General features: G+C 46.7%; 27 protein-coding genes. 10 read left to right on the top strand and 17 right to left on the bottom strand.

Features of this window, described 5'->3' with window-relative positions:
• The first annotated feature begins 85 nt into the window (after window positions 1-85).
• Complete coding sequence (locus IFO68_RS01160) at window positions 86-700, top strand: glutathione S-transferase family protein (protein ID WP_192013919.1); 615 nt, start codon at window positions 86-88, stop codon at window positions 698-700.
• A 150-nt stretch (window positions 701-850) separates the two neighbouring features.
• Here IFO68_RS01160 and IFO68_RS01165 read toward each other — a convergent pair whose 3' ends face one another.
• From IFO68_RS01165 to IFO68_RS01185, 5 genes are all read right to left on the bottom strand, one after another.
• Window positions 851-1,396: a YaeQ family protein gene (locus IFO68_RS01165; RefSeq protein WP_192013921.1), complete on the bottom strand. Its 546-nt coding sequence runs from the start codon at window positions 1,394-1,396 to the stop codon at window positions 851-853.
• A gap of 35 nt (window positions 1,397-1,431) precedes the next feature.
• Complete coding sequence (locus tag IFO68_RS01170; RefSeq protein ID WP_192013923.1) at window positions 1,432-1,896, bottom strand: hypothetical protein; 465 nt, start codon at window positions 1,894-1,896, stop codon at window positions 1,432-1,434.
• Window positions 1,897-1,947: 51 nt separating this feature from the next.
• Window positions 1,948-2,262 (bottom strand): GIY-YIG nuclease family protein, encoded by a 315-nt coding sequence (locus IFO68_RS01175; protein ID WP_336510242.1) that lies wholly within the window; start codon window positions 2,260-2,262, stop codon window positions 1,948-1,950.
• Window positions 2,255-2,932 (bottom strand): YceH family protein, encoded by a 678-nt coding sequence (locus IFO68_RS01180; RefSeq protein WP_192013925.1) that lies wholly within the window; start codon window positions 2,930-2,932, stop codon window positions 2,255-2,257. Before IFO68_RS01180 ends, IFO68_RS01175 begins: the two co-directional genes overlap by 8 nt.
• A gap of 150 nt (window positions 2,933-3,082) precedes the next feature.
• Window positions 3,083-4,030 (bottom strand): GGDEF domain-containing response regulator, encoded by a 948-nt coding sequence (locus IFO68_RS01185; RefSeq protein ID WP_192013927.1) that lies wholly within the window; start codon window positions 4,028-4,030, stop codon window positions 3,083-3,085.
• Window positions 4,031-4,296: 266 nt separating this feature from the next.
• Here IFO68_RS01185 and IFO68_RS01190 point away from each other — a divergent pair, with 266 nt between their 5' ends.
• From IFO68_RS01190 to IFO68_RS01200, 3 genes are all read left to right on the top strand, one after another.
• Window positions 4,297-4,749 carry a DUF3069 domain-containing protein gene (locus IFO68_RS01190; RefSeq protein WP_192013929.1) on the top strand — a complete coding sequence of 151 codons (453 nt, stop codon included), beginning with the start codon at window positions 4,297-4,299 and terminating at the stop codon, window positions 4,747-4,749.
• A 162-nt stretch (window positions 4,750-4,911) separates the two neighbouring features.
• Window positions 4,912-7,308 carry a fatty acid cis/trans isomerase gene (locus tag IFO68_RS01195; protein ID WP_192013930.1) on the top strand — a complete coding sequence of 799 codons (2,397 nt, stop codon included), beginning with the start codon at window positions 4,912-4,914 and terminating at the stop codon, window positions 7,306-7,308.
• A gap of 165 nt (window positions 7,309-7,473) precedes the next feature.
• The gene (locus IFO68_RS01200; protein ID WP_192013931.1) at window positions 7,474-8,295 is read left to right on the top strand and encodes a DUF2797 domain-containing protein; all 822 of its coding nucleotides are present in this window, start codon (window positions 7,474-7,476) and stop codon (window positions 8,293-8,295) included.
• A gap of 74 nt (window positions 8,296-8,369) precedes the next feature.
• Here IFO68_RS01200 and IFO68_RS01205 read toward each other — a convergent pair whose 3' ends face one another.
• The 4 genes from IFO68_RS01205 to IFO68_RS01220 form a co-directional block, all read right to left on the bottom strand.
• Window positions 8,370-9,008 carry a putative ATP-dependent zinc protease gene (locus IFO68_RS01205; RefSeq protein WP_192013932.1) on the bottom strand — a complete coding sequence of 213 codons (639 nt, stop codon included), beginning with the start codon at window positions 9,006-9,008 and terminating at the stop codon, window positions 8,370-8,372.
• Between the two features lie 58 nt (window positions 9,009-9,066).
• Complete coding sequence (locus tag IFO68_RS01210) at window positions 9,067-9,972, bottom strand: phosphotransferase (RefSeq protein WP_192013933.1); 906 nt, start codon at window positions 9,970-9,972, stop codon at window positions 9,067-9,069.
• Window positions 9,973-10,161: 189 nt separating this feature from the next.
• Complete coding sequence (locus IFO68_RS01215) at window positions 10,162-10,404, bottom strand: DUF3389 domain-containing protein (protein ID WP_192013934.1); 243 nt, start codon at window positions 10,402-10,404, stop codon at window positions 10,162-10,164.
• On the bottom strand, window positions 10,401-10,838 hold the full coding sequence (locus tag IFO68_RS01220) for a hotdog fold thioesterase (protein WP_192013935.1): 438 nt from the start codon (window positions 10,836-10,838) through the stop codon (window positions 10,401-10,403). Before IFO68_RS01220 ends, IFO68_RS01215 begins: the two co-directional genes overlap by 4 nt.
• A gap of 105 nt (window positions 10,839-10,943) precedes the next feature.
• On the opposite strand from IFO68_RS01220, the gene IFO68_RS01225 reads away from it, so the two are divergent.
• Window positions 10,944-11,741 carry a M48 family metallopeptidase gene (locus IFO68_RS01225; protein ID WP_192013937.1) on the top strand — a complete coding sequence of 266 codons (798 nt, stop codon included), beginning with the start codon at window positions 10,944-10,946 and terminating at the stop codon, window positions 11,739-11,741.
• 75 nt (window positions 11,742-11,816) lie between these two features.
• Here IFO68_RS01225 and IFO68_RS21965 read toward each other — a convergent pair whose 3' ends face one another.
• Entirely contained in the window at window positions 11,817-13,160 is a 1,344-nt protein-coding gene (locus tag IFO68_RS21965) for a trypsin-like serine protease (protein WP_192013939.1), read from the bottom strand.
• Window positions 13,161-13,400: 240 nt separating this feature from the next.
• The gene (locus tag IFO68_RS01235; RefSeq protein WP_192013941.1) at window positions 13,401-14,390 is read right to left on the bottom strand and encodes an OmpA family protein; all 990 of its coding nucleotides are present in this window, start codon (window positions 14,388-14,390) and stop codon (window positions 13,401-13,403) included.
• Window positions 14,391-14,816: 426 nt separating this feature from the next.
• On the opposite strand from IFO68_RS01235, the gene IFO68_RS01240 reads away from it, so the two are divergent.
• The gene (locus tag IFO68_RS01240; protein ID WP_192013943.1) at window positions 14,817-16,304 is read left to right on the top strand and encodes an FAD-dependent oxidoreductase; all 1,488 of its coding nucleotides are present in this window, start codon (window positions 14,817-14,819) and stop codon (window positions 16,302-16,304) included.
• Window positions 16,305-16,368: 64 nt separating this feature from the next.
• Here IFO68_RS01240 and IFO68_RS01245 read toward each other — a convergent pair whose 3' ends face one another.
• Together IFO68_RS01245 and IFO68_RS01250 are read right to left on the bottom strand one after the other, a co-directional pair.
• Window positions 16,369-16,755 (bottom strand): cupin domain-containing protein, encoded by a 387-nt coding sequence (locus IFO68_RS01245; protein WP_192013944.1) that lies wholly within the window; start codon window positions 16,753-16,755, stop codon window positions 16,369-16,371.
• 5 nt (window positions 16,756-16,760) lie between these two features.
• Window positions 16,761-17,432, bottom strand: coding sequence for a chromosome segregation ATPase (locus IFO68_RS01250; protein WP_225444993.1), 672 nt, complete (start codon window positions 17,430-17,432; stop codon window positions 16,761-16,763).
• Between the two features lie 334 nt (window positions 17,433-17,766).
• Here IFO68_RS01250 and IFO68_RS01255 point away from each other — a divergent pair, with 334 nt between their 5' ends.
• Window positions 17,767-18,633 carry a DNA ligase gene (locus IFO68_RS01255; RefSeq protein WP_192013945.1) on the top strand — a complete coding sequence of 289 codons (867 nt, stop codon included), beginning with the start codon at window positions 17,767-17,769 and terminating at the stop codon, window positions 18,631-18,633.
• A gap of 47 nt (window positions 18,634-18,680) precedes the next feature.
• Here the strand turns inward: IFO68_RS01255 and IFO68_RS01260 are convergent, their stop codons facing one another.
• Window positions 18,681-19,367 carry a VC0807 family protein gene (locus IFO68_RS01260; protein ID WP_027251102.1) on the bottom strand — a complete coding sequence of 229 codons (687 nt, stop codon included), beginning with the start codon at window positions 19,365-19,367 and terminating at the stop codon, window positions 18,681-18,683.
• A 255-nt stretch (window positions 19,368-19,622) separates the two neighbouring features.
• Between IFO68_RS01260 and IFO68_RS01265 the strand changes: the two genes are divergently transcribed.
• Together IFO68_RS01265 and nagA are read left to right on the top strand one after the other, a co-directional pair.
• Entirely contained in the window at window positions 19,623-20,162 is a 540-nt protein-coding gene (locus tag IFO68_RS01265) for a hydrolase (protein ID WP_192013947.1), read from the top strand.
• A 131-nt stretch (window positions 20,163-20,293) separates the two neighbouring features.
• Entirely contained in the window at window positions 20,294-21,433 is a 1,140-nt protein-coding gene (nagA, locus tag IFO68_RS01270) for an N-acetylglucosamine-6-phosphate deacetylase (RefSeq protein ID WP_192013949.1), read from the top strand.
• 66 nt (window positions 21,434-21,499) lie between these two features.
• Here the strand turns inward: nagA and IFO68_RS01275 are convergent, their stop codons facing one another.
• A complete protein-coding gene (locus tag IFO68_RS01275) occupies window positions 21,500-21,862 on the bottom strand; it encodes an NADH:ubiquinone oxidoreductase (protein WP_192013951.1) in 363 nt (120 codons plus the stop codon).
• A gap of 571 nt (window positions 21,863-22,433) precedes the next feature.
• On the opposite strand from IFO68_RS01275, the gene IFO68_RS01280 reads away from it, so the two are divergent.
• Window positions 22,434-23,384: a chemotaxis protein CheV gene (locus IFO68_RS01280; protein WP_192013953.1), complete on the top strand. Its 951-nt coding sequence runs from the start codon at window positions 22,434-22,436 to the stop codon at window positions 23,382-23,384.
• A gap of 162 nt (window positions 23,385-23,546) precedes the next feature.
• On the opposite strand, the gene IFO68_RS01285 is transcribed toward IFO68_RS01280, so the two are convergent.
• The gene (locus IFO68_RS01285) at window positions 23,547-23,732 is read right to left on the bottom strand and encodes a hypothetical protein (protein WP_192013955.1); all 186 of its coding nucleotides are present in this window, start codon (window positions 23,730-23,732) and stop codon (window positions 23,547-23,549) included.
• A 9-nt stretch (window positions 23,733-23,741) separates the two neighbouring features.
• On the bottom strand, window positions 23,742-24,500 hold the full coding sequence (gene pdsO / locus IFO68_RS01290; RefSeq protein ID WP_225444994.1) for a sortase-associated OmpA-like protein PdsO: 759 nt from the start codon (window positions 24,498-24,500) through the stop codon (window positions 23,742-23,744).
• Between the last annotated feature and the right edge of the window lie 199 nt (window positions 24,501-24,699).

A 24,699-nucleotide genomic window follows, 5' to 3' on the forward strand; every position in this document is an offset into this window, starting at 1 on the left:
CTATTTTTGTACTGTCACACTTGACGTAAAGCACTTCAATAACTTAGATTCTATTCTAACTGATCATTCCGTTAAAGGAAAAACCATGAAAATCTATGAACTAGCCCCATCGCCAAGTGCTCGCCGTGTCAGTATTTTCCTTGCGGAAATGGGCATTGACGTTGAACGGATTTCAATTGATATTCGCGGCGGTGAAAACTTATCGGACGCTTTTCATGCTAAGAGTCAGAATGGACTGATACCTGTTCTTGAACTCGATGACGGCACCACGATTAGCGAGTCTGTCGCCATTTGCCGGTACTTCGATGAAACTCATCCCAGCGAAAATTCCTTGTTTGGCAATACCCCGCTGGAAAAAGCGCAAGTGGAAATGTGGCAAAGAATCGTGGAATTGAAGGGCTTGTTTGTTGCCCTGCAAGCTTTCAGAAATATTACCGGCGTCTACAAGGACAGAGAGACCTGTGTGGAATCATGGGGAGAGGTATCACGTCAGCGGTTAATCGCATTTCTGCCTGTACTGGATAAACGGCTGTCTGAGTCGGCGTTTGTTGCCGGAGAGAGATTTTCCATTGCTGACATTACGGCATTCGTTATGTGTCACTTCATGGAAAAATTACATATAACCGTGGATGGTTCCCTACCGCACATTCAGGCCTGGTTGCAGGCAGTGAGCCAGCGGCCTTCTGTGAGCCAGCAATAAGAGACGGATATCATTGGGCTTTCTGCCGCCAGCACAACTAACGTACAAGTCAGCATCACTTGGAAAGAGTTGAAATCGACGTGTGAGAACGTACCTGTTCTTATGCCAAGCAATGAGTGGCGAAGTGCCACTCATTGCTCGTCAGCAGGTTCATTCTCCGCGCTGCCACCACTGCGGTACTATTGTACAGTTGGCTGTTTCACTCGACAGCCAGCAGTGCTCACCTTCGATGGTTAGCTGGAGCTGCATGGTTCGTTCTACCATGCCTTCCAGGCATTCGAGTACATCATCTTCAATGAAAACCACGGATACATTTTTTAATTGGGCCGCCTTGGATTTCATCGACTGCCACCAGACAGGGGCAGCGTTATCACCATAAGCGTAAATCACAACTTGATCTGCTTTCTGCGAGGCACGGCGAAGCCTTTTTTCATCAGGCAACCCGAGTTCGAGCCAAAGCTCAATGCCGTCATGCAGGTTTTTTACCCATAGATCGGGTTCATCTGTTTCACATAAGCCTTTTGTAAAAACCAACGCCTCATCGGCATGTAAACCCCACGCCACTAAACGCAGCATTAAGCGTTGCAACGTTTCTGAAGGATGGCAGGCCAGCGTATGCGAACCGTCGAGATAACGACCCCGATCGAGATCGGCGACATTGATATGTGCTTTGTAAATGGTGGCTTTCAGAGCCATATTTGGGCTTCTCAGTAAAAATCAAAATGAAATATTCAGTATCGCAATGCTGCAAAGCGTTGATTCATCGCTTCAAGCGCATTGGCAACCTGTTGACATTCCAATGTTACACGTTCATCAGAGAATTCACTAAACCCATTTACATAATATTCTTGCGAATTGGCCAGTTTCGATTGCCAGGCAATCAAATCGACTTTAGGTAGTTGCTTTTTCACTACTAATCGCCCGGCCTGAATATATTCTAAGGCAAGGCGGGAATATTCAATGTATTGATGATTAACCTGCGTTCGCGTTTGTTCCATGCTCCGAGTGCATGCTTGCAACACTGCGTCTTTTAACATAAAAGTCGTGTACAAATTGATTAAACGTTGTGCATTTTCGCTCAGTGGCTGGCCAGGTACCGGATGTGCGGTAATGCCCGCCGCATAGGAAGGAACAGTAATGGTTGCCGTCAGCAGGCTGACGCCCAGCAATCTATGATAAATCCATGATGATTTCACGAAAATCCCCTACTTCTACGCAATGACAATAATCTCGGCACGCTCTTTTAATCAGAGCGCACCAACAAAGTAGTCGGGGAATAGCTCAGCAATGGCGATTTTTTCAGCAGCCAGCGCCTCTTTCGTCGATTTAGGCAATTGCTTTATTTTATATTCAAGCTGCATCGCATTGCGTTTATCCCCAACCCGTGAGTACCAGGCAAGTGTCAAGGGGCCTTTTCCTTTAAGGAAACGCGCCCCTTTCTTACCGGATTGGTGTTCGGAGTAACGACGGAAAACATCCGTCGTTACTCCACAATATAGGCGATTATAGCGTGTACGTATTAAATAGACAGACCAGATTGGTGCAGGATCACGCTTATTCACATAACTCTCTGATTTTATCTTTCAGTGCTGATACTTCTTCTCTCAATGCGACAACTTCGCTCTCCAGCAGCGCTAGCCTGTCTTCTACAACATCACTGCATGAACTGTCCGACACATGATCAACGCTGTCTGCGACATCGGAAGAGACACCCACAAAGTCATCACCACTAAACAGGTGCATGTAGCGGCTATCGCGCTTCCCGGCTTCACGTGGCAACCTGTGTACAAAAGGCCCTTTACCACCTTCAGCCAGCGCAGTAAGCACATTCTCAGCTTCCTTCACATCAGCAAAGTGGCATAAGCGATTAGTGCGGGTGCGAATTTCTCCTGCCGTCTGCGTACCTCTCAACAGCAACACACAGATAATGCCCTTTTCTTGTTCAGAGAACTGCAGTGTGCTGAATTCAGTATTGCAAAATCGGTGCTGGTATTTAGCCACACGGCTGCCAAACCCTGTTATTTCCTGAATTAAACGCTTTGATTTCAGACTCTCAAGCGTGTCCATGACCACTGCTTCATCAAGCGACATGACAGGGTCACGATTGCTTTTTTGATTGCAGGCAGTCGTAAGCGCATTCAGGGTTAATGGATACTGATCCGGTGTTGTGACTTCTTTTTCCAGCAGACAGCCAATCACTCGGGTTTCAATGTGGGTAAGAGACATATCCATACTTTTTATCCTTTCTTCTTATCAATATCTGGCAACTATGCCGACAGGCATGATGTGAAGAGAGATTAGCATGGTCAAATAATCCGACAAGCGGAAACGTCGCCATCAGGTCAGATGGTGACCAGAGTCAATGTGTTAGCCGTTGCATGATCAGGTAAATTCAGCGGCAATGTAACAATTTCGGCCTTGCTCTTTTGCCTGATAAAGCACTTTATCAACAATTTGATAAACATATTCAGGTGACTCCAGCCCGGTTGGCGTCCAGGAAGCCATACCCTGGCTGACTGTGATTATCTTTGCTGTCGGGGAATACTGATGCGGAATTTCCAAACTTTCTATACATTGTTTCAGCCGTTCGCATTCTTTCACTGCCCGAGACTGCTCACAATGACTCAATAAAACAACAAACTCTTCACCGCCATAACGGGCAACCAGCTCACCTGCCCGGCTAAAGTTGTCTTTAAGCTCTTTCGCAACTAACTGCAGACAGCGATCACCTTCTAAATGCCCATAGTGGTCGTTATAAGATTTGAAGTGATCGACATCGATCATAATCATGGTCAGCGCTTGATTATTTCGGCCATGCAGCGCAATAAATTCGGCCAGTTTCTGATCGAGGTACCGGCGATTAGCAATCTTAGTCAGCCCGTCTTCATTAACTTGTTCAGACAGTTTTTCATTTGCCAGCCTGAGTTGTTCAGACGCTGATTTCAACTGATGCCGCATATTCGCAATACGTTGCATCGCTTTGAGTTTCGAGACCAGTACGGTTTTATCGACTGGCTTCACCAAGTAATCATCCCCCCCCATGTCAATGGCTTTTGCAATCATTTCAGGTTCTTCATGACCACTCAAAAAAATAATCGGCACCCATTCGGTATGCTGAATACGAAGCTGCCTGACAACCTCCACCCCATCCATATCGGGCATGCTGATATCCATCAGTACCAGATCAGGTTCAAAAGCTGGATAGCGCGCAATCGCTTCGACACCAGACCCAACGGCTTCCACGCTATGGCCAAGTCGTTGCAAACGTATTGCCAATTGCAGGCGCTCAACCTGAACATCATCCACCAGCAATATCCGCATTGCGTCCATCAGGTTATCCTATTGAATTTATTTAGCATTGGCTTTATCCATTTATAGCACACAGAGTTGGCTGCGTGATTTATCATTACTCAACACCGGTCACAACCTCTCAATTTACTTCCGCATCTGTGCTTGCCAGTTTTGGCCTGAACATCACATTGTAAATACCTTGGTCAGTATCTCTACATCCAACAGGAAAAAGTCATCTATATTGACTTTTGGTGCCATGTCATTAGGATTCGCTTCCTTTACTTTTTACATGCTTAGGAATTTGTATGTCTGAGATTGAAAAACAAGACCTGGATCAGGTTGAAAACACAGAATATACACTGGACGATTGTTCACCTGAACTGCGCCAGGTTGTTGAATTCGAAAAAGTGCCTGACGAACTGCTCAACATGCTGATCAATGTGTATAAAGTCTCAGAGACGACATCACGTGAAGCGTGGGATGAGCTGCCTGGCAGCGCGCAAAATATTTTAGACAACTTTGAACAATTTCATGCGCTTGTTGCATTAAGCCAAAGCTATGCCGGTGTTGATTTTCTGACCGAAATGCAAGAAACACAGTTGCCGGATCACATGAGCGAAGAAGAGCAAAGTGAATACAAAGCAGTGCTTCTTGATAAAGTGCTGCGCAATTGTGTTAAAGACCTGTGCAAGCAATTAAAACAGGCTCGCCGTCATCCGCCAATGAAGAAAGAGTTCCAAGCTATTTTCAATCAGTAACATTCAGGGAGCATCATGCTCCCTGCCCTTTCCTGTTCTCCCAGAAAGTGCAAAACTGACGGCCATCAACAGCCTTATCAATCGAACGTTGTTTATATGAGTTCTTGAGATAACCGACTCTTTGCTTATACTTATTGCTTTTATGGCAGATATTTATCTCATATGACTGTTCATTTATCCAAACTGACTCGACGTCCGTTGTTACTTCTCCTGGGGTTGATCGTATCCGGTTGTGCAACCTATGCCGGGTTTAATCTCGACCAGATGTACGGCAAGCCTGCGCCTCAGAAAAGAATTCTGCCTGCTGAAACAAGCCTGGCTCAACGGTATCTCAATGAAGTCAAACCTTTGGTGGAGAATCGCTGCGTAGTTTGCCATGCCTGCTACGATGCGCCCTGCCAGTTAAAAATGTCCTCCGCCGAAGGCATAGACAGAGGGGCAAACAAAGAAAAAGTCTATCAGGGCACCCGTCTGATTGCTGCTAACACAACCCGTATGTTCGTGGACGCCCACAGCACTGAAGAATGGCGCAGGAAAGGATTTACAGCAGTACTTAACGAAAGAGTGCAAAGCTCAGAGGCCAATACGCAGCTCAGTGTAATCTCCAGAATGTTAATGCTGAAACAAACCCATCCCCTGCCTGATGAGCAGGTACTGTCTGGCAACTGGGATTTCTCCCTGGACAGAAATGAGCAATGTCCGACCATTGAAGAAATGTCAGCTTACGAGCAGAGTTATCCTCTATGGGGCATGCCGTACGGGCTGCCTAAGCTAGCAGATGATGAAAACCAGATTCTTATGGACTGGATTGCTGCCGGTGCGCCGATGGCAACGCAATATGAGACGCCTCAGGCAGTAAAACCTCAAATAACGGAGTGGGAAGCTTTTCTCAATGCAGATGATTTAAAACATCAGCTTACCGCGCGCTATCTGTATGAGCACTGGTTTGTTTCGCATCTCTATTTTCCCGATGCTGAGCAATCAGCTGAGCACCCCCCATTTTTCAGGATTGTACGTTCACGCACAGCACCAGGAAAACCGGTAGATATCATTGCCACCCGTCGTCCCTTTGATGATCCTGGCGTTAAGCGCGTTTATTATCGAATCCTGCCGGTTCGGGAAACCATTATAGACAAAACCCATATGCCATTTGCCCTTACCGGCGAACGTATGGCTCGCCTGAAAGCACACTTCATTAAACCAGACTATACAGTGAGCGCCTTGCCCGGTTATACCCCGGAGCTTGCTGCTAACCCCTTGCTCGCCTTTGAGCAGTTGCCTGTTGGTGCCCGTTACCGGTATATGATCGACAATGCTCAGCACACTATCATGGGGTTTATCAAAGGTCCTGTCTGTCGGGGTCAATTAGCACTGAATGTCATCAATGACAGGTTCTGGGTTGTCTTCGTCGATCCAGATATCGCTGACTCACCGCAAGTGGCAGCCTTTTATGCCACTCAGGCCGATAATCTTCGCTTGCCGGCAGAGAAAAACAGCACCACCCTGCCACTGCATAATTGGGTGACATACTCAAAGCAACAAGGACGGTTTCTTAAGGCAAAAAATGCCTATCTCAATGATGCTTTGAAAAATGGCCAGCATCTGACGACCGATTTGATCTGGGATGGAGATGGCACCAACGACAACGCTGCCCTTACTATTTTCCGCCATTTTGACAGCGCAACCGTAGTTAAAGGCTTGGTGGGTGAACAACCCAAAACCGCTTGGGTGCTTGACTATTCACTGATTGAGCGTATCCATTATCTTCTCGTTGCCGGGTTTGATGTGTACGGCAATTTTGGCCACCAGTTACTGACCAGGATGTATATGGATTTCCTGCGTATGGAAGGTGAGTCAAACTTCCTGTCGCTCCTCCCTCCTACAACGCGTCGTGCGGAACTTGCCACCTGGTATCAGGATTCGAACCAGAGCCTGTTGCATTATCTTGAAGGTGATATCAACGACTTCTCACAGCCGTCGGGTATTGAGTATAAAACGTCAAATCCCAAAGCCGAGCTGTTGGGAATGCTGCAGACCAAGCTCAAAGATGTCGATCAGAATAACACCCGTTATTCACTGGACAATGTGCAACTCAGTAAAGCGAGTCTCAATCAGTTACGTGCTTTAGCCCGGATACAAGGTCGCCAGGCCACGCTGTTTCCTGAACTGACCTTTATCATGATTGAGCCAGCAGAGCCAAATACACCACCGCAGTTGCTGACCCTTGTGCGTAACAGCGCGCACAAAAACATTTCAAGTCTGTTCGACGAGGAGAAAAACCGATTACCGTCTAACGATAATCTGACACTGGTTAACGGTTTGCTTGGCAGTTATCCAAGCGCTTTCTGGCATATCAGAGAAACTGATCTGCCGGATATTGTTTCGCAAGCGAAGAGAATCTACAGTGAGCAGGATTACCGGGCACTGTTGAATAACGTCGCCGTACGTCGAACTAATCCTGCCTTCTGGGCATTCAGCGATAAGTTAAATCAAATCAATCGCCAGTACAGGCCAATTGAAAGTGGCTTGCTGGACTATAACCGCCTGGAAAACCGTTAATTCAATACGGTTTCTGAAACGGCCCAAGTGAAGCGCCCTAACGTTGATCCACAACGCTGCAGGCTCACTTCACCTGGGCCGGTTTTTCTTGTTGAAGCCTGAAATGGTACACTCACCCTACAGGGGCAAAGATCCCATATTAAGCAATGTAAGCAGAGAATTATCATGCAAGGTACATTAAGTAAAATGCGTTCATCGCTTGGCGATGTCGTCAGTTATCAACTGCTGGTTGGAGACCAAACCCTCGATCTGAACCCGTTGATTGGTCAACACCTGCAACTCACGTTCAGCGGCAATATTTTCTGTGATGCCTGCGGAAGAAAAACGAAAAAGAGCTATTCGCAAGGCCATTGCTTTCCGTGTATGAAAAAACTGGCTCGCTGTGACATGTGTGTAATGAAGCCTGAAACCTGCCACTATGCGCAAGGTACATGCCGGGAGCCTGAATGGGGTGATTCACACTGTATGGTGCCTCACTATGTTTACCTGTCCAATACTTCAGGCCTTAAAGTTGGGATCACCCGTCATAGCCAAATTCCGACCCGTTGGATTGATCAGGGGGCCACACAGGCTTTACCTATACTAAAAGTGAAAAACCGTCATCTTTCCGGGTTAGCTGAAGTTGCCTTAGCTGAATTTATTGCCGATAAAACCAACTGGCGAGCAATGCTGAAAGGAGATGCAGCGTCGATCGATTTGACCGCGGAAGCAGAAAAACTGCTGCCAGCGATTGAGGAAAAGCTACAGGATTTGTTACTGCATTTTGGAGCAGATTCCATTGAACGTCTTAATCAGGACATAGTCGAGATTGCTTACCCGGTGAGCTTGTATCCAAAGAAAATACAGTCGCACAATTTCGACAAAGAACCTGTTGTTGAAGGGATTTTACTTGGTATCAAAGGGCAATATCTGATATTCGACACTGGTGTTATCAATGTGCGTAAATTCACCAGCTATGAAGTCTCAGTTCAGACAAGATCTGCGTAATCGCACTGAGCCAGGCAGTTTATGGTATGGCTGCCTGGCTCACTGTCATCAAGACTGTGTCTTGCCGCGCATCTTCATTTCTTCTTTTTAGGCTGAACAAAGTCACGGGTTGAATCGACAATCGCCACGTCTTTTGTGAAATTCTCACCAAGCACAACATCTTTGCCTTCCACTAATGCAAAATCGGTTAGTGCGTTAAGATCACCCAGAATGGTTCTTACCTGGACAATGGCTGATTTAGTGTCCTCTTTTCCCGACCACCGGGTCACGGGTAATTCGAAGTCCATACCGCGAGCAGTAAATTTGACCCATTCATTACCATCACGCTCGAAAGGAACCAGTGAGGTCACACCAAGAGTCGATGCTTTTTGTTCCTGGTTAATCCGTACTTTCACGAACTGCTTTGCCGGACTCAGCCACACCCACTCGTGCTGACCCAGGATCAACTTGCCATCGCGCGTTTTCACTTTCTTTGGCTGCGCCTTAACGGCAGGGGGCTGAGTGTTAGCTGTTTGAGGCGTGGTTTCCGCAGGCGTGACAACAACCGGTGCGGACGGAACCACCTTAGCTGATTCAGATTGCTTCTCCGGCACTGACGTTATGGATTTATCAGTTTGAGCCACGTCCACACTCTGATCTGAGGTCTGAGTCGAAGGAGAAGACACACAACCCGACAGAAGAGATATTACAAACAAAAAGAGCAATTTTTTCATACGGCTGCCACTAAAGGTCGAGAATACGCGCATATTGTAAACAATTTGGCGACATCTCTCAAAATATCCTGCCAGTCCTTTTAGATAAGACATGGTATTCCTGCAGTTTATACATGAAGCTTTGCTCATCATACCAGCCGATATTTGATGCATGTTTTGCATCGTCCCAGAGGCTTAAATACCAGCGCCGCATTTCATAACCTTCGGCAAGGGGATATTTCGCCACATAACGAGCAATGAGATCCAATTCAGGACGAATATCATTTAAATGGAACACATCAAACTCCCGATGCTTTATGCCGGCATCGGCAGGATCAAGAATTGCCGCCACTTTAAACGTCTTTGCATCAAAAAGGACATTCGCTAAATGACAATCATCATGCACAAAAGATGGCTTTTCATTCATGGGTTCCAATACATGCTGACGGTCATCCCAGAGTTTTTCGAAATGATTTTTCAGCTCCGCTGAGAAAGGGGATTCTCTGTCTAATACGTACTGAAATACCGGGTCCATCCATATTTCAAATGCAGGTATTATCTGGGAATCATACTTATTCTCTGCTATTTCAAACCCCTCATCATGGGGTTGATTGTGCATATTAATAAGAATGTCTGTAAAATGTTCAGAAAATACCTTCAGTGCATGTGCTTCATTCGGTAGTTCATTTGCCGGGACACCCTCCACCCACTCCATAACAATAAATTCATGCCCTTCTTCACAGCCAAAAAATAAAATTTCAGGCACTTTACAATCGACCATTGATCTTAAGCGATTAAGAGAATTAATTTCCTGACTCAGCCGGCCAGCCTGCCGGCAAAATTTGATAACCACTCGTCGTTTCTCTGTAGCAAGAAATGCAACCCAACCATAAAAAGTAGATTGCAGGTTACAAAAATCAGGGCAACTGCTAAACAGAGCACGAAAAGCGTTAACCGCAATTCTGTTAAGTTGAGGTTCTTGCATAGATATCCTTTCTTATAGCCACATCAATAAATAGCTAATCTGCAAGCTCTAAATACATCGAAAAATCAAATGTAATCATTCGATTTTGTAGAAAAATGATCAGATATAAAAGCCATTAAGCTTAACTTCGCGATATATCCCCCAAAAAAGGTAAAAGTATGGCTAATAATTATAAAAAGGAAATAATCTCTAATTACGATGAGAATCAATGGCAATACCCATACAATCTGACAGGGCTTTAAGTTGTGCATCATCATCCAAATGTATTGACCATTGCACGCCACTCCCTGTTGCTGTAATGATATTTGGTTGTCTTAGCAACCGGATATCATCGGCCCTTGCCTGCAAAGTCACTTTACCCGTCCCTTCAAGACGAATAACCAACTCATGCTGATTAGCTACAATCCTACCCTGGCTGAATGTCAGAATCATGCTTCGTCCTTCTTTTTATGTTTTAGTACCGCCATAGTTAACCGGCTTGTACACACAAGATTATCCCGCTCATCGGTGATAGTAATTTGCCAGACTTGAGTCGTTGCCCCTAGGTGTACAGGGCTGGCCGTTCCTTTAACAAAGCCAGTACGAACAACACGTACATGATTGGCATTGATATCAAGACCCACACAGTACTTATTGTCACTGACACACATGTTAGCAGCAATCGACCCCAGAGTTTCAGCCAGAACGACCGATGCTCCACCATGCAACATACCAAAAGGCTGGTGAGTTCTTGAATCTACTGGCATTATTGCCGTCAAGCTATTGTCATCAAAGGCACTGTATTCGATGCCGAGGTGTTGAACCAGGGTGTTCACTGAGGTTTGATTTAAGTCGTTAAGATCAAATTTCTTTTGCCAAATCGACATTGCGATTCCTTATAACAAGCTAGACTGCGCCAGCATAACATCTATATAAATGGCTGATAAGCGATGTACAGGATGGCATATACTAAAAAGCGAGGAGTGAGAACTATGATTGCATTTCGCCATTTACCCGTTACCAGTTTGCTGGCAAGTGCGTTACTGCTGGCTGCTTGCAGTAATTCACCCACTGGCCGGCAACAGGTACTGCTATTCTCTGAACAGGACATGTCGCAACTGGGCGCACAGTCATTTGAAGAGATGAAAACAAAGGAAAAGATCAATACTGATCCTCAGGTTAACACCTATGTTCAGTGTGTCACTCGCGCTTTAACTGCATCGCTTGGCCGCCAGCCAGAAGCACCAAGCTGGGAAGTGGTGGTATTCGACAGTGATCAGGTGAACGCCTTCGCGCTGCCCGGCGGAAAAATCGGCGTGTATACCGGCCTGCTGAAAGTCGCAAAGAATCAGGATCAACTCGCAACAGTTATCGGCCATGAGATTGGTCACGTCCTTGCCAAACACAGCAATGAGCGCTTGTCCCGCTCACAGTTAGCCAACCTTGGTTTGCAAATTTCCAGTGTCGCCCTCGGTGGCACTGAGTATCAGGAAATGGCCATGGCCGGGCTCGGGCTTGGTGTACAGTACGGCATTCTGATGCCTTATGGCCGTGCGCAGGAATCGGAGTCCGATATCATTGGGCTGCGAATGATGTCACAAGCCGGTTTCGATCCGAATCAGAGCGTGGCGCTTTGGCAAAACATGAGCAAAGCCAGCGGCGGCGGGCAACCTCCGGAAATACTGTCAACCCACCCTTCCCATGCATCACGTATTGATGATTTACGGCGTGAAATCGGCCGTTTGCCCGTTTCAACAGCAACACATCCCAACTGTAAAGCACCAGGCTAACTATCAAGGCATCGCAAATAGCGATGCCTTTCTGTACTGACGGCTTACAGATATCAACAATCAGCAATTATTTTCTTAAAGTGCGTTCCATGCATCGCCTGCTGCCCAACCCGTGCCAGGAGCATACGGTCCCCCTGAATTACACCAGTTGCTGTTCGGGTAGGGCCGGCACTGATATCTCATCCCATCGGTCCCCAAAACAATAGTGCCTGCACCATATTGGCCCAGCCCCTCAGGATAAGCGTAATCGTAACTGCCTCCGTTCTGGCTGCCATCAGCGCTGAGTACAGATGCCTGGACCACCGCCTCAATTGCGGATTGAGAGTGATGAGCAATAAGAGACAACGTCACTTTCGCATTTCCGGGTGTACCCGCCCCGAATTCTACCAGCACACTACAGCTTTGGTGCTGATTCAAAGAAGCCGAGGAACAAGTATCACTGACAATAACAGCTTGCTCAGCAACCCCCGCCTCCAATATATTCACACGTGTAATGTTTGCTTGGGCCAAGCCTGTATTTTTAAATGTAAAAGCATGGCTTACCCGCTCGCCTACAGTGAAATCAGCCAAGTTTGTAATTGCATCATAAGCCAGTGAAGGGGTATCAACCTGACCGCCAATCACACTGTCAACCCACTCTCTTAGCGCAGCAATATCAGTATAAACACCATACTGACCTGGTCTCGCACATCCAATCCCCCAACTAACAATTCCCAATTGAATTATTTGATTATTGTGTTTCACAATAATGGGACCGCCACTGTCGCCCTGGCATGAATCTTTTTGGCCTTGCGGATAGCCGGCACAAAAGTTGTCGATGCCGACATTCTGATAACTGCCCCCACTTTGTTGGCAAACGTGATCACTGACGAGAGGCACTGTCACTTCTTGCAAGATTGTCGGGCTGATGCCGCCTTCCGAGAGCCGTCCGACGCCAGCAACTCTCAAATCATCACCTTCAATCACATATTGATGCAAACTGCCCGTAGCAATATCAACCGCAGGCGCATTCACATCATTATCCAGCTTAAGCACTGCGATATCATAGCTTAATGTACTGCGAACGTACTGAGGATGAATATGAATCTGGCTGACATTAGCACGAAGTCCATCCGTGCCATTATATTGATGTGCCCCAACTTTTACCGCTAAATCCCCCGGCAAATCGCCATCAACGCAATGCGCCGCCGTTAATACGTATCCGCCACCTAAATAACTTGCCCCGCAAAATGATCTGTTACTAAAGCGACTAGTTATCTGCGTAAAGAAGCGCCAGTCCTGGCTGATTGCATCAACGCCCCCTACAATTCTCGGTTCATATACTCGCTCAGAACCAGGATCGACAGCGGCAGAATATGCAGGAAACACCGTAAAAGCGTATAACGCTGTTAGTGTGAAAGTGACTTTCCATTTGTTCATAAGTAATCCTCAATTTACGTTTTTCACCAAAAAGCGTACCAAGTTGCATACAGTGATGACGTTGATGGATTACAGCATTTAATGCTTGTGCCTTATTGCACTTCTGGAATTGATGTTCAAGCTAAAATGTAATTGAGCGATAATGCACTAATTTATTTCCTTCATTAATCACATTACTTTTCCCATTTAAAGAAAAAGCCTTCGGCTAGCGAAGGCTTTCAATGGAAATAATTTATTTAACTATTTGGCACTACTGGCTGACATACCAGGCATATAAGCTTCTACCCGCCGGTTTTGCGCTCGTCCTTCTTCAGTGTTGTTCGTTGCAATAGGATCCCGCTCGCCAAATCCTTTAATCTCAATTCTGTCCATACCAATACTGAAGTAGCCCGCCAGATAGCCAGCGACTGCTGCTGCCCGTTCTTCAGACAGTTTCTGATTATAAGCCGGTGTACCTGAAGCATCTGTGTGGCCAATTACCTGAAGTTTACTGTCAGGATAATTCACTAAACGATCGGCAATGGGTTGCAGGCGCGTGATATCTTCTTGCGTTAACTGACTACTGTCAAAGTTAAACGGCAATGCCACCCGAAGTGGCTGGATAGTCGCAGCAGGTAAAGGCGCGGGCTCTGGCAGCGGAGCCGCCTCTTCAACAACTGCCGCGGCCGCTGGTGCTCCCCAGTGATAAACCAGGCTCAAACCGTAGAAATGAATATCTGCCTTACCAGGCTCACTGCGCCCAACCTGATTGTAATATTGATATTCTAAGCGTGTTGATACGTTGGGATTCATATAAAACTCAGCCCCAACCCCTGCAGTGCCCGATGTACCACTATCATCTGCACCATTTACCGTGTTATCGACATTAAAGAAAAAACCGCCCGCTTTAGCATACAGATCAACAACATCTGTTACAGGCCATGTCAGCTTGGCAACTAAATCCAAACCATAAGCTTCAAAGCCACCACTGCCTAAATCATAATCGGCTTCACCAAGGTAGGTGTAACCACCCTCTAAACCAACCGAAGGAGAGAACTGATATCCCAGAAAAACGCCTCCACCCCAGTCATCTTGCCCGTAATCACTTTTCTGGCCATCAATAGCACCATCAAAATTGTTGAAATGTGTGCCACCCACTCGGGCGCCGAAATACCACGGATTCTCTGTCGCGGCGACAACTGAACCAGACAAAAAAATCGCCAACGGAACAAATTTGATTATTCGAATCATAAAATTTTCCTTGTTATTAGTTCACCACTACCTCTAAGGGTTTAGTCAGGAATATCAATTTTGGCAAGGTTATAAGCAGGTTATAGCGCGCCGATATCTTTATTAAGACATTCAGCTGAAGCGATTTTTAAGCATAATCTGTGACAAAAACCCTAAAATGGGTCTTTCTTGGTCATTCAAGTCAAAAAAATACCACTGACAGCAGGTAAATCCGCAAGGTGTCGGGTCAGGCTTTTATCAATCATGCAGATTGGCAACTTAACCCTGAATGTGCACCTACACGCACAATGTTTACATTGTAAATTCACACTGACAGAAAAATGAACAATCAATGAGTTTGTTTATGTTCACTGTTTCAAACGGAGCGCCAGACAAGTAAAATGTCCGGCATGAGAACTAATTACAAAAATGTTGAATTTACCGCTGATGACAACTGAAACTGGCACAAACAAACCTTTTAGCCATCTGAAAATTGGGGTTATTGGCGGCGGAATGGCAGGTTCTACCATTGCACTTCGGCTTGCCGAGCAAGGTTTCTCTGTCAATCTTTTCGAGGAAGGGCCAAGCCTGGTTAATGGTCCTCCTATCTGCCACTTACACGCAGGTGGCAATCTGTATCGTGACATTTCAGATGAGCAGTGTCTCCAACTGCTGACACAGTCTGTCGATACGTTAAGAGTCTATAAACACAGCGCTAATATTCGCCCCACAGTCATCGCGGTTCCGAAACAGGATCCCGGCCATCCCGACTTATTGCTTCCCCGGCTGACTTTGCTTGAACAACACTATAAAGCCTTGGTTCAGATTGATGCAGCAAATGCGGTATTGGGCGAGCCGGATGATTATTTCCGTCTCTATTATCGCGAAGATCTGGAAAGACTGGCTCAACGTGAAATGCCCGACCGTGCGACAGCGCCTGACGATTGGATGGTTCCGGTCGCAAAACACCTTGACCTGGATAATTTCAAATTCCCCATCGTACTTGTTCAGGAGTACGGCGTAAGTGTTTTTCGTTTAGCCGCCACTGTCACTCTGGGACTGGATGCGCTTCCCAGCAGCCAGGTCAGAACACATACCAAAGTCACCCATATAGAGCAGGATAGTCAGACCCATAAATGGCAAATTACTTACCGTTCTCTGGGTGAAGACAGTAGCGTTTACAACAGCCACAAAGAGGAAGTGGACTATCTGATCAATGCGTGCGGTTACCGAACCGGTACCTTAGACGATATGGCGCATTATAAACGTAAACGTTTAGTCGAATTTAAAGCGGCCTATGTTACCCGGTGGGAAGACAGCAAAGCAGAATGGCCTGAAATTATTTTCCATGGTCAGCGTGGCACCCCGCTGGGAATGGCTCAGCTTACTCCCTACCCGGACGGCTACTTCCAATTACACGGCATGACAGAAGACATCACGCTCTTCAAAGACGGCCTGGTCAGCAGCACTGAACACAGTGCTCAACCTGTTTTAAATCCGCTATACAAAAATATGCTGAGAAACGGCTGGCAGCCCAGTGATATAGAGCAACGAACGCACAGGGCCATCGCGCATATTGCCAAACATCTGCCAGCGTATAAAACAGCCAGTGTCGGCGGCCCGCCACTGTTTGGGGCGCAACAGATTCCGGGAGACGATCCCTCTCTTCGCGCTGCCGATGTCTCGTTTGATGGATACCGCTATGCCCGCACCGAGATCGTTAAAGCGTCCTCTGCATTAACCGCCGCAGAGATCATCATTAAAAAGCTGGTAGAAGACGGATTGATTACCGCTGAACAAAGCGGCCTGACATTGCCTCTGGAAGCTCGCTTTACAGTGACGCAGCAGCTTAGCGCTGCCACTATCACCAAAAAAGCCGAGGTATTAGCGAGCGCTCGTCAGTTTCCAGTTGCTCTAGCTTTGCCGGTTGGCTAAACCTTATCTGGCGGCACAGTGAAAACCAGACAACAACAGCTCCGGTGTCTTCTTGATGCCGGTTTTATTCAGGCAGAATTGACAGGTCATTGTAGTCAGGCGGAAAAAATACGGCCAGCCAAATGGTATTCGCGCCGGGAGCCGTCCAGCTGACCCGGTGACGGCAGTGTGCAGGAAGGTAGATACTCTGGCCTTCACGTAACCGAACGGGCAAACGGCCATCATCGAATGCCAGCTCGGCGGCACCCTGAATGACCATCACCCATTCATCTTCATTTTGATCGTACCACTCGTCAGGTGGTGTTTGGTGGCCATGGGAGATGATTCGCTCAATACGTACATCAGACGTATTAATCAGAGTCTGAAACAGCTCTTCCGGCAGGTTATCTGGTATGTCTGAAAACACATCCTGAATGCTCAGGTTGCCAGGTTGACACTTGTTGATCGTCATGAACATCACTCATCTTTTGGCAATGTAACATTGATTTTCTCATTCAGTTCATCAAGTTCGTTCTGAAGTGCCGTTCGTTCCACTTCAGCTTCAGCCACTTTAGATAATTTTGCTTCATAGCGATCACAATCAGCCTGAGAAACCCAGTTCCAGCTTTTGCCGGATTTAAACTCGTCGCACGGCTTTTTGAACTCCTCGGCAACACGCCGCGCTTGTTTGACATTAGCCTCCACCTGGCTGAGCTGTTTTTGCAGCCCTAGCTGCTGCTGGTACAACGCTTTAGAGTTGGACAGTACAGTCTGCTGTTTTTGGGTTGCTTCAGTCAGCGTCTCTACTTTGGTGTCTAATTGTTTTTTTGTCACAACCAGCTGCTTTTTCTGTTGCTTAAGGGCCGCCATTTGTTTTGCGTGCTCTTCACGTACTGAAGATAGTTCCAGCGTTCTTTGCTCAAGTTGCTGCTGTAACTCTTCAAATTCAATCGCTTTTTGAGTTTCCATTGACGCCATCGCTTCTAACCGCGTGCTCAGGCTTTGTATTTGCTCCGCCTGCTCAGTGTTTATCTCACGAAGGTTGTCCATTTCCGCAACCGTTGGCTGATGCTGAATGTGCCCTATTGCCGATGCCAGTAGCATTCCTGCGATTAAACCGGCAACCAGAGTCACTTTCCAGTTCGACATCAACTCCATTCCTTTCTCCTAACAAACTACCCAGTTCAATACATGATTACGCATCGATAACCAGCCCAATATACCCAAATGACGGCAAGAGCCCTGGGTAGCTAAGTGGCATAGACACAAATTACCACAATCGATGCGAACCGATGTCAGAACTATATCAAGCTTCATTGAGGCTTCATTGAGGCTTCATTCGCAAAGTCTATGATAGCGATAGAAAATTAGCTATTCAGAATCACATTCCTGCCGCACTCTGTCGCTTTTCCCCTCGGAATAAAATCTGGATATGACAGTGTCCGGTTACTTTTTACCCTTGTAGCCCCCGGAGGAAACTAACATGAAGCAATCTGAGTTGGCGATGATCATCACCTTAATGCTGAGCCCAATCAGTTATGCCAAAGAAACAGTAACAATGAGAGCAACTTCGGCTGTCTGGCAGGATGACTCGTTTCTGCTCCCTTTGGGTACAAGAATCACCGATTATTGGGTCAGCGAGAAATTAGATGGCATACGCGCTCACTGGAATGGCCAGCAGCTACAAACCCGGACAGGGCACGTTATTCATGCACCACAGTGGTTCACGGCTGGTTTGCCTGATGATGTGTTAGAAGGTGAATTATGGGCCGGAAGAGGCGCTTTTCATCTGGTGTCACAAACAGTGCTGGACGCATCGCCAAACCGTGAGCAATGGGAAAAGATCCGATTCATGGTCTTTGATGCCCCCGCATATCCTGGTTCATTTGATGAACGCTGGCGCCATGTAACCACACTGGTCAATGCATCCAATCATCCATACATCAACATCATAGAGCAGCGAAAACTGGCCTCAATAGCCATGGTGAAGAACTGGCTAGCAGAGATAGAAGCCGATGGCGGTGAAGGAATAATGTTACACCATGCTTCTCAACCCTATGTCGCAGGCCGGTCAGACAGCTTAGTAAAAATAAAACGCTTCGAAGATGCGGAAGCCATCGTTGTTGGCTACGAGCCAGGGAAAGGGAAATATCAGGGGTTAATGGGGGCACTTTGGGTAAAGATGGATACTTTGCCGCCCTTTAAAATCGGTACGGGTTTTTCAGATGCAGATCGTGCCGTTCCCCCTGAAATCGGAAGTATAGTCACCATCAGATATAACGGATTTACACATAACCAGATCCCTCGTTTTGCCCGATATCTGCGTACAAGACCGTCATCGACTCTGTGATACACAAATGTAAAAAGGGCTTACTCAGTGGTAAGCCCTTGGCGGTATTACTGCATCTTGAAAATCTGGTTAGCTTCAAGATTGGTCATGCGCCGGATAGAGCGCCAGACATAATAAAAGATACCGAACATCATCAGCATGGACGGAATCGCGATCATCGGATAACTCAGCAGCGTCATTTCACCCAGCTCCTCATTAAAGGCTTCTGACCCTGCCGGGCTGGTTACTATGGTGGTGGCCAGTACGTAATTCATTATAGAGGAAAACACAAACGTACTGGCAAACAAATAATTAGACTGTGCCAGACACTTATTGAATTCGGTTAGTTTGCCATTTTGTGTCAATTTCTCTTTAATCAGCGAGAGATTCAGGACGGCATCGTTGAAAATCATTTTGGTTACAACAGGGTACTTAGTGAATGTAGAGACAAACACCACAAGCCCAATTAAACCAGGAATCAACGCTTCTTTAATTGCAAGCCATTGATTATCAAGTTCAAGTAAACCTATTCCACCGGTCAGTAGTACACTGACAAAGCCCAATAACGAAATGAAGTTAAACTTCTTGTGCTTGATCAGTTCATAGCCACCCAGCACAATCGGGAAAGCCAGTGCCAGTATCAATGCATTAACAGGGCCCAGTTGTTCCTGGCCACTCAGCTTCATCAGTACCACAGACGGTACGATGACATTGAAGATAAGATCAGTAAGAGGATTCGATTTTTTTTCAGTCATGGTTTTTCAGGTACGTTTCAATATCGGGTCATTGTTCCGTCATTTACCCGCAATGTAAAGATGAAACAAGTTACAAGGCTTTTCGCTTTGGTCGGCTTCACCAAACTATTTTAGCTTAAGGGGCAGACAAAATACCAAACCGACTTGACTTTATGGTCAGATAGAACCATGTTCTGCCCTATAACCACAGAGCAATCACCGCTAAACTTTTCATGTAAAAGCACATAACGGTGAATTTAAGATAAGGACATTCCTATGCTGGATCGCAATAAAACCGCGCTGGTGATCGTTGATGTTCAGGGAAAGCTGGCCAGCCTGATGTCAGACAGTGATACCCTCTATCAAAACCTGTCAGTCATGACTCAAGGGGCAAAAGCCCTTCAATTACCTGTCATCTGGTTAGAGCAGTTACCCGATAAGCTTGGGCCCACTATTCCGCAGATTGCTGAGCACCTCACTGATCAGACGCCCATTGCCAAAAATTGTTTCAGCGGTTGCCAGTCGATCGACTTTATGGACGCTTTAGTTTCCACTGGTTGCAAGAACGTGCTGCTGGTCGGGATAGAAGCGCACATTTGTGTCTATCAAACCGCCATGGATTTACTTCGAAAAGGCTACCACGTAGAAGTCATTTCTGATGCTGTCTCTTCACGGAATGCGGCGAACAAAACAGTCGCCCTGAATCGTATGCAACAAGCAGGTGCCTCAATCTCGTGCACAGAAATGGTACTTTTTGAGTTACAAGGCGTCGCTGAAGGCGAAAGCTTCAGGCAGATCTTAAACCTCATCAAATAATTAAGTCACAAAGTTGACATTAATTGCACGGATAAATTGATCCCGGATTCAATGCAGGCTATCTTATTTTCATAAAAAAAATAAGATAGCCATAGGTTAATCTCCTCCTCTGCATTCTCGGAGTCCGGCCCATGTACGCCATAACCCACATCAGCGTGTTTGATGGCAGCACGATTGCTGAAGATCAAGCCATTTTTATTGACAGAGATACCATCTCTGCCGTCATGCCCATGTCGCAAGCCAAGTCCCGGCAATTACTCCCGACCGACTGTCTGGACGGGACTGGTTTACTGGCCACCGCAGGCTTCATAGACATTCAGCTAAACGGTTGTGGCGGCGTCTTGCTAAACACAGACATTGCCAAATCCACCCTGGATACCATGAATGCCACTAACCTTCGCTACGGTACCACCCAATATCTTCCCACTTTTATTACCAGTGAAGCCGAACCGCTTAACGCAGTCATTCAGTTGATTGAAAGCATTGATACCCCGGAATCTGAAGGAGTGCTGGGGCTGCATTTAGAAGGCCCTTTCATCAACCGCCAAAAGAAAGGGGCCCATCAGGAACAATGCATCAGGGATCTTGATGAAGAAACTGCTGAGTATCTCATTCGCCATGCCCACTGCATAAAAGTGATCACACTGGCGCCTGAGTCTTGTGATCAATCAGTGATTAACCAGCTGACAGAGGCGAACATTATAGTGTCTATGGGCCATACCAATGGCCGGTACACCGACTACACAGCCAAACACGGCATCAGTATGGCCACACATCTGTTTAATGCGATGAGTCCACTGGATTCTCGTGAGCCAGGTGCTGTCGGCTATATCTTTGATCGCAAACCCCATGCCGGCATTATTGTTGATGGCATTCATGTGAATTACGCCTCAATCAGAATCGCCCACCAGCTTCTGGGAGAGAAACTTTTTATGGTTACCGATGCTGTGACACCAGCGGGTACTGACCTCAAAGAGTACGATATGGCTGGCACCAAGGCCTATGTCACTGACGGTAAATGCCATTATGCCGATGGCACCATTGCCGGCGCGGCCATTACCATGATTGAAGGTGTGCATAATCTGATTAATCATGTGGGTGTCAGCAAAGAAGAGGCATTGCGGATGGCAAGCCTGTACCCGGCCAAAGCTCTGGGACTGGATGCACACTATGGAAGAGTCAGAACAGGATATAAAGCCAATCTGGCATTACTGACTGCGGATCTGCAAGTAAAAGGCACGGTTCAGATGGGGTTACGGCATCACGTTTAAAGCGATGGCATGTAATGTTCGCGGAGTGACAAGACAAAGGGCCACTTGTCTGTGGCCCTTTCTGCATTATGCGTTGGCAAATTTGAGCGTTTCAAGCCGGGTAAGTTGATATTCACGCAACTTGAAGTAGCCGTAAGTCGCCACAATAGAAAAGAAAAGGTATGACAGAGCAAATACCAGAGGTGAATTAATCACCTGATTTTCCAGTCCCCACATTACCCCAGCGACAGTAACACCCATTTTCGCCATTAACCCGGTTAGCAGCAGCATGAATGCCAATTGAGGATAACGTGTTGCCCGGAATGCCAGCCAGTAGGTCGCACCTACCGCCAGAGACGCTATACCAAAGCCGGCCATAAATGAATGAAGATGCTCCCCTGAGAAAACACCGGCAACAACCGATATAGCCAGAATGATCAAGAACTTCATAAGAACCTCACTCATAAACCCGACGTTAATGACAATGGGCGCCAATTCTTTCACCGGATCGCCCTTTTGCGGCTATTGTTTCAGGTTTCACAGAGGTTTAACAGTGGTCGTTCCTCTAAGCATTGTTACTAAAATGTTTCATCTTCAGCCGGTTACATTCTGAAACATTATAAACACCTAACAGAAAACAACTTCCCGCCAAAAGTTACAAAATAGTTAACAACTCAAGCAGCAGCAGGATATCGCTGCAAAGGCCATATCTTAAAAATAAAATTCAGAATTTGAGTAATACTGCCATGAAAGATCAATATCATACCGCCGTCTTTCACATGAAAAGCAGCATCTAATACTGAATTTTCACTTCAGAGCCCAACAAAGTGAAAAGTGTGACAAACCTTAAGTACGAACAGCCAGCAACGGTAAAAAACAAGATTGATGCGCTTTTCTTTTGACGCATTCACTATGAAACTGGGATGTTGCTCTTACCTTTGTAACCTTCGTTAGGAATATTGGCTTCCTCTCTCTATAATTTGCTGAAATTCAGAACAAAAACCACATTTACGGGCATTTTATGACGACCATTCTTGATGCAGTCGATCTTCGTACACAGCTTGTTGGAGAGAACCGCCTTGAATTGCTGATTTTCCGGCTTCATTCTGCTCAATTATTTGCGATTAACGTGTTCAAAGTGCGTGAAATCGTCAAACAACCTCACCTGCACTCGCTGCCAGGCAGCCATTCCAGTGTCTGTGGCGTCGCCAACATTCGCGGACAATCGATTCCAATCATTGATTTACGAAAAGCTATTGGTGTAAGAGCAACGGAAGAGAGCACTGAAACCAACCTTATCATTACTGAATACAATCGAAGCGTTCAGGGCTTTCTCGTCGGACAGGTCATGAACATTGCCAATATGACCTGGCAGGACATTCAGCCGCCACCCAGCCAAGTCGGTAAAAACAATTATCTTACCGCCATTACAAGAATTAAAAGAGAAGGTGTTGAGAGGCTGGTCAGCATCGTCGATGTCGAAAAGGTGCTGGCTCAGATCGTGTCATACAACACAGACATTTCTGACGATATTCTCGATCAGCATTTAGTCAGTCAGTTTCATGGACGCAAGATTCTGATTGTTGACGATTCCTCAACCGCGAGAGCACAAATCAGGGACACCCTTTCGCAACTTGGTCTGGAAATCATTGAAGCCATTAATGGGCAAAAAGCATTGGATATTCTCAAAGGCTGGTGTGATGAAGGAAAAGAGGTAAGCCACGAGATCCTGATGATGTTCACCGATGCCGAAATGCCGGAAATGGATGGTTATCGCCTGACTCACGAAATCCGCAGTGATGAGAGGATGAAAGACCTGTTCATTGCACTAAACACTTCGCTCAGCGGAAGCTTTAATCAGGCAATGGTCGATAAAGTTGGCTGCGACCGTTTCATTTCTAAATTCCAGCCGGATCTTTTGGTTGAAGTCGTCCAGGACAGACTGAGAGCAGCTTTAAAGCAGCCCGTGTAATTCGCCACGGGCTTACTCACGACGTTTGGCAGACAAAGGTTAAAAGGCGCGTAGTCTTATCAGCAATACACCAGACTAAAATGCAGTAATGTCAGCTTCAGCAGTGCTCTCGGCCAGGAGCCAGGGGTCAGTTCAACCCGACTCCCCTGACACTCAGCCAAATTACTGATTAGGTGAAAGACTATCCATATCTTGCCAGATACCATCACTGAAACCCTTCGCCTCGATCTGATGACTGACTGACAATGTGCGATCATCGCTTTTCATTGCCAGCTGCATAGTAAATAACACCAGAACCGCTATCGGTATTAAGCAACTGCTGAGCGTAAACTGAGCTGTCGATGCCATACATCCCCCTTAATGCGACTGCGCTGTCTGAACCGGTCCCTGCTGGCTACGCAAAGTGACGCGGCGGTCAAAAAAGTCGTACTCCCAGCTTTCATCCATTTTAAGCGGCTCTTCTTCGCCATAAGCAATGGTGACAATTTGCAATGGGTTCGCGCCCCGAGATTCCAGGTAATCCCTAACGGCAGTCGCACGCTCTTCAGAAAGAACCTGGTTACGCTCCGACCCGCCACGGCGGTCTGCATAGCCTGATAATTCCCAATTGATTTCTGGCGATTGCTTCATCAGTTCTGCAATTTCATCCAGCTGAGCCTGAAAATGGGGCTCAATCACTGCCGAACCGGTCCGAAAATGTACGTTCATTGCCAATGCCATATCATGCTTCTGCTGTGTCTCGCGCAAGCTGGCCATTTCATGCTGCATTTCCTGGTAGCTGTCCAGAACAGGCTCCAGCTCGGCATTACGCTCATTCAAAGCAAAAATGGTTTTCTGCTGCTCACTCAAACGCGCTGTCTGGCTGGCGATATAACCTTCCTGGCCAACGGCTGTCCCCATAATCCCGCCGACCATTGCACCAATAACAGCACCGACCGGACCACCAACCAGACCGCCGACAGCGGCACCGGAACCCATACCAATCCATTGTTCTTGCTGGGCAACCGGCTCAGTGTTTGCCGTGCTCTGCTGGCCCGCATGGACCTGAGTGCTGACACCCATCACAGCTGTAGCAACCAAAAGGGAAAGAGCCTGTTTTTTCATCATGTTGTTCATCTGATTTTCCTCATCATTTCTGTGTTATCCGAACAAGCATCTGAGGCCGTTAATGCAGCTCTCGTTTGCCGATGAGAGAATTAAAACAAAGTGTTCAGGCAATAAGAGGGAGAGAAAAAGGCAATGTGCTGATCAAATGTGGCAACATTATGGCAATTGGCTTTGAAGGCGGATTTGCACTTTTTTAGCCTGCCAGTTC

Source organism: Photobacterium arenosum (genome assembly GCF_014841115.1).
GTDB lineage: Bacteria > Pseudomonadota > Gammaproteobacteria > Enterobacterales > Vibrionaceae > Photobacterium > Photobacterium arenosum.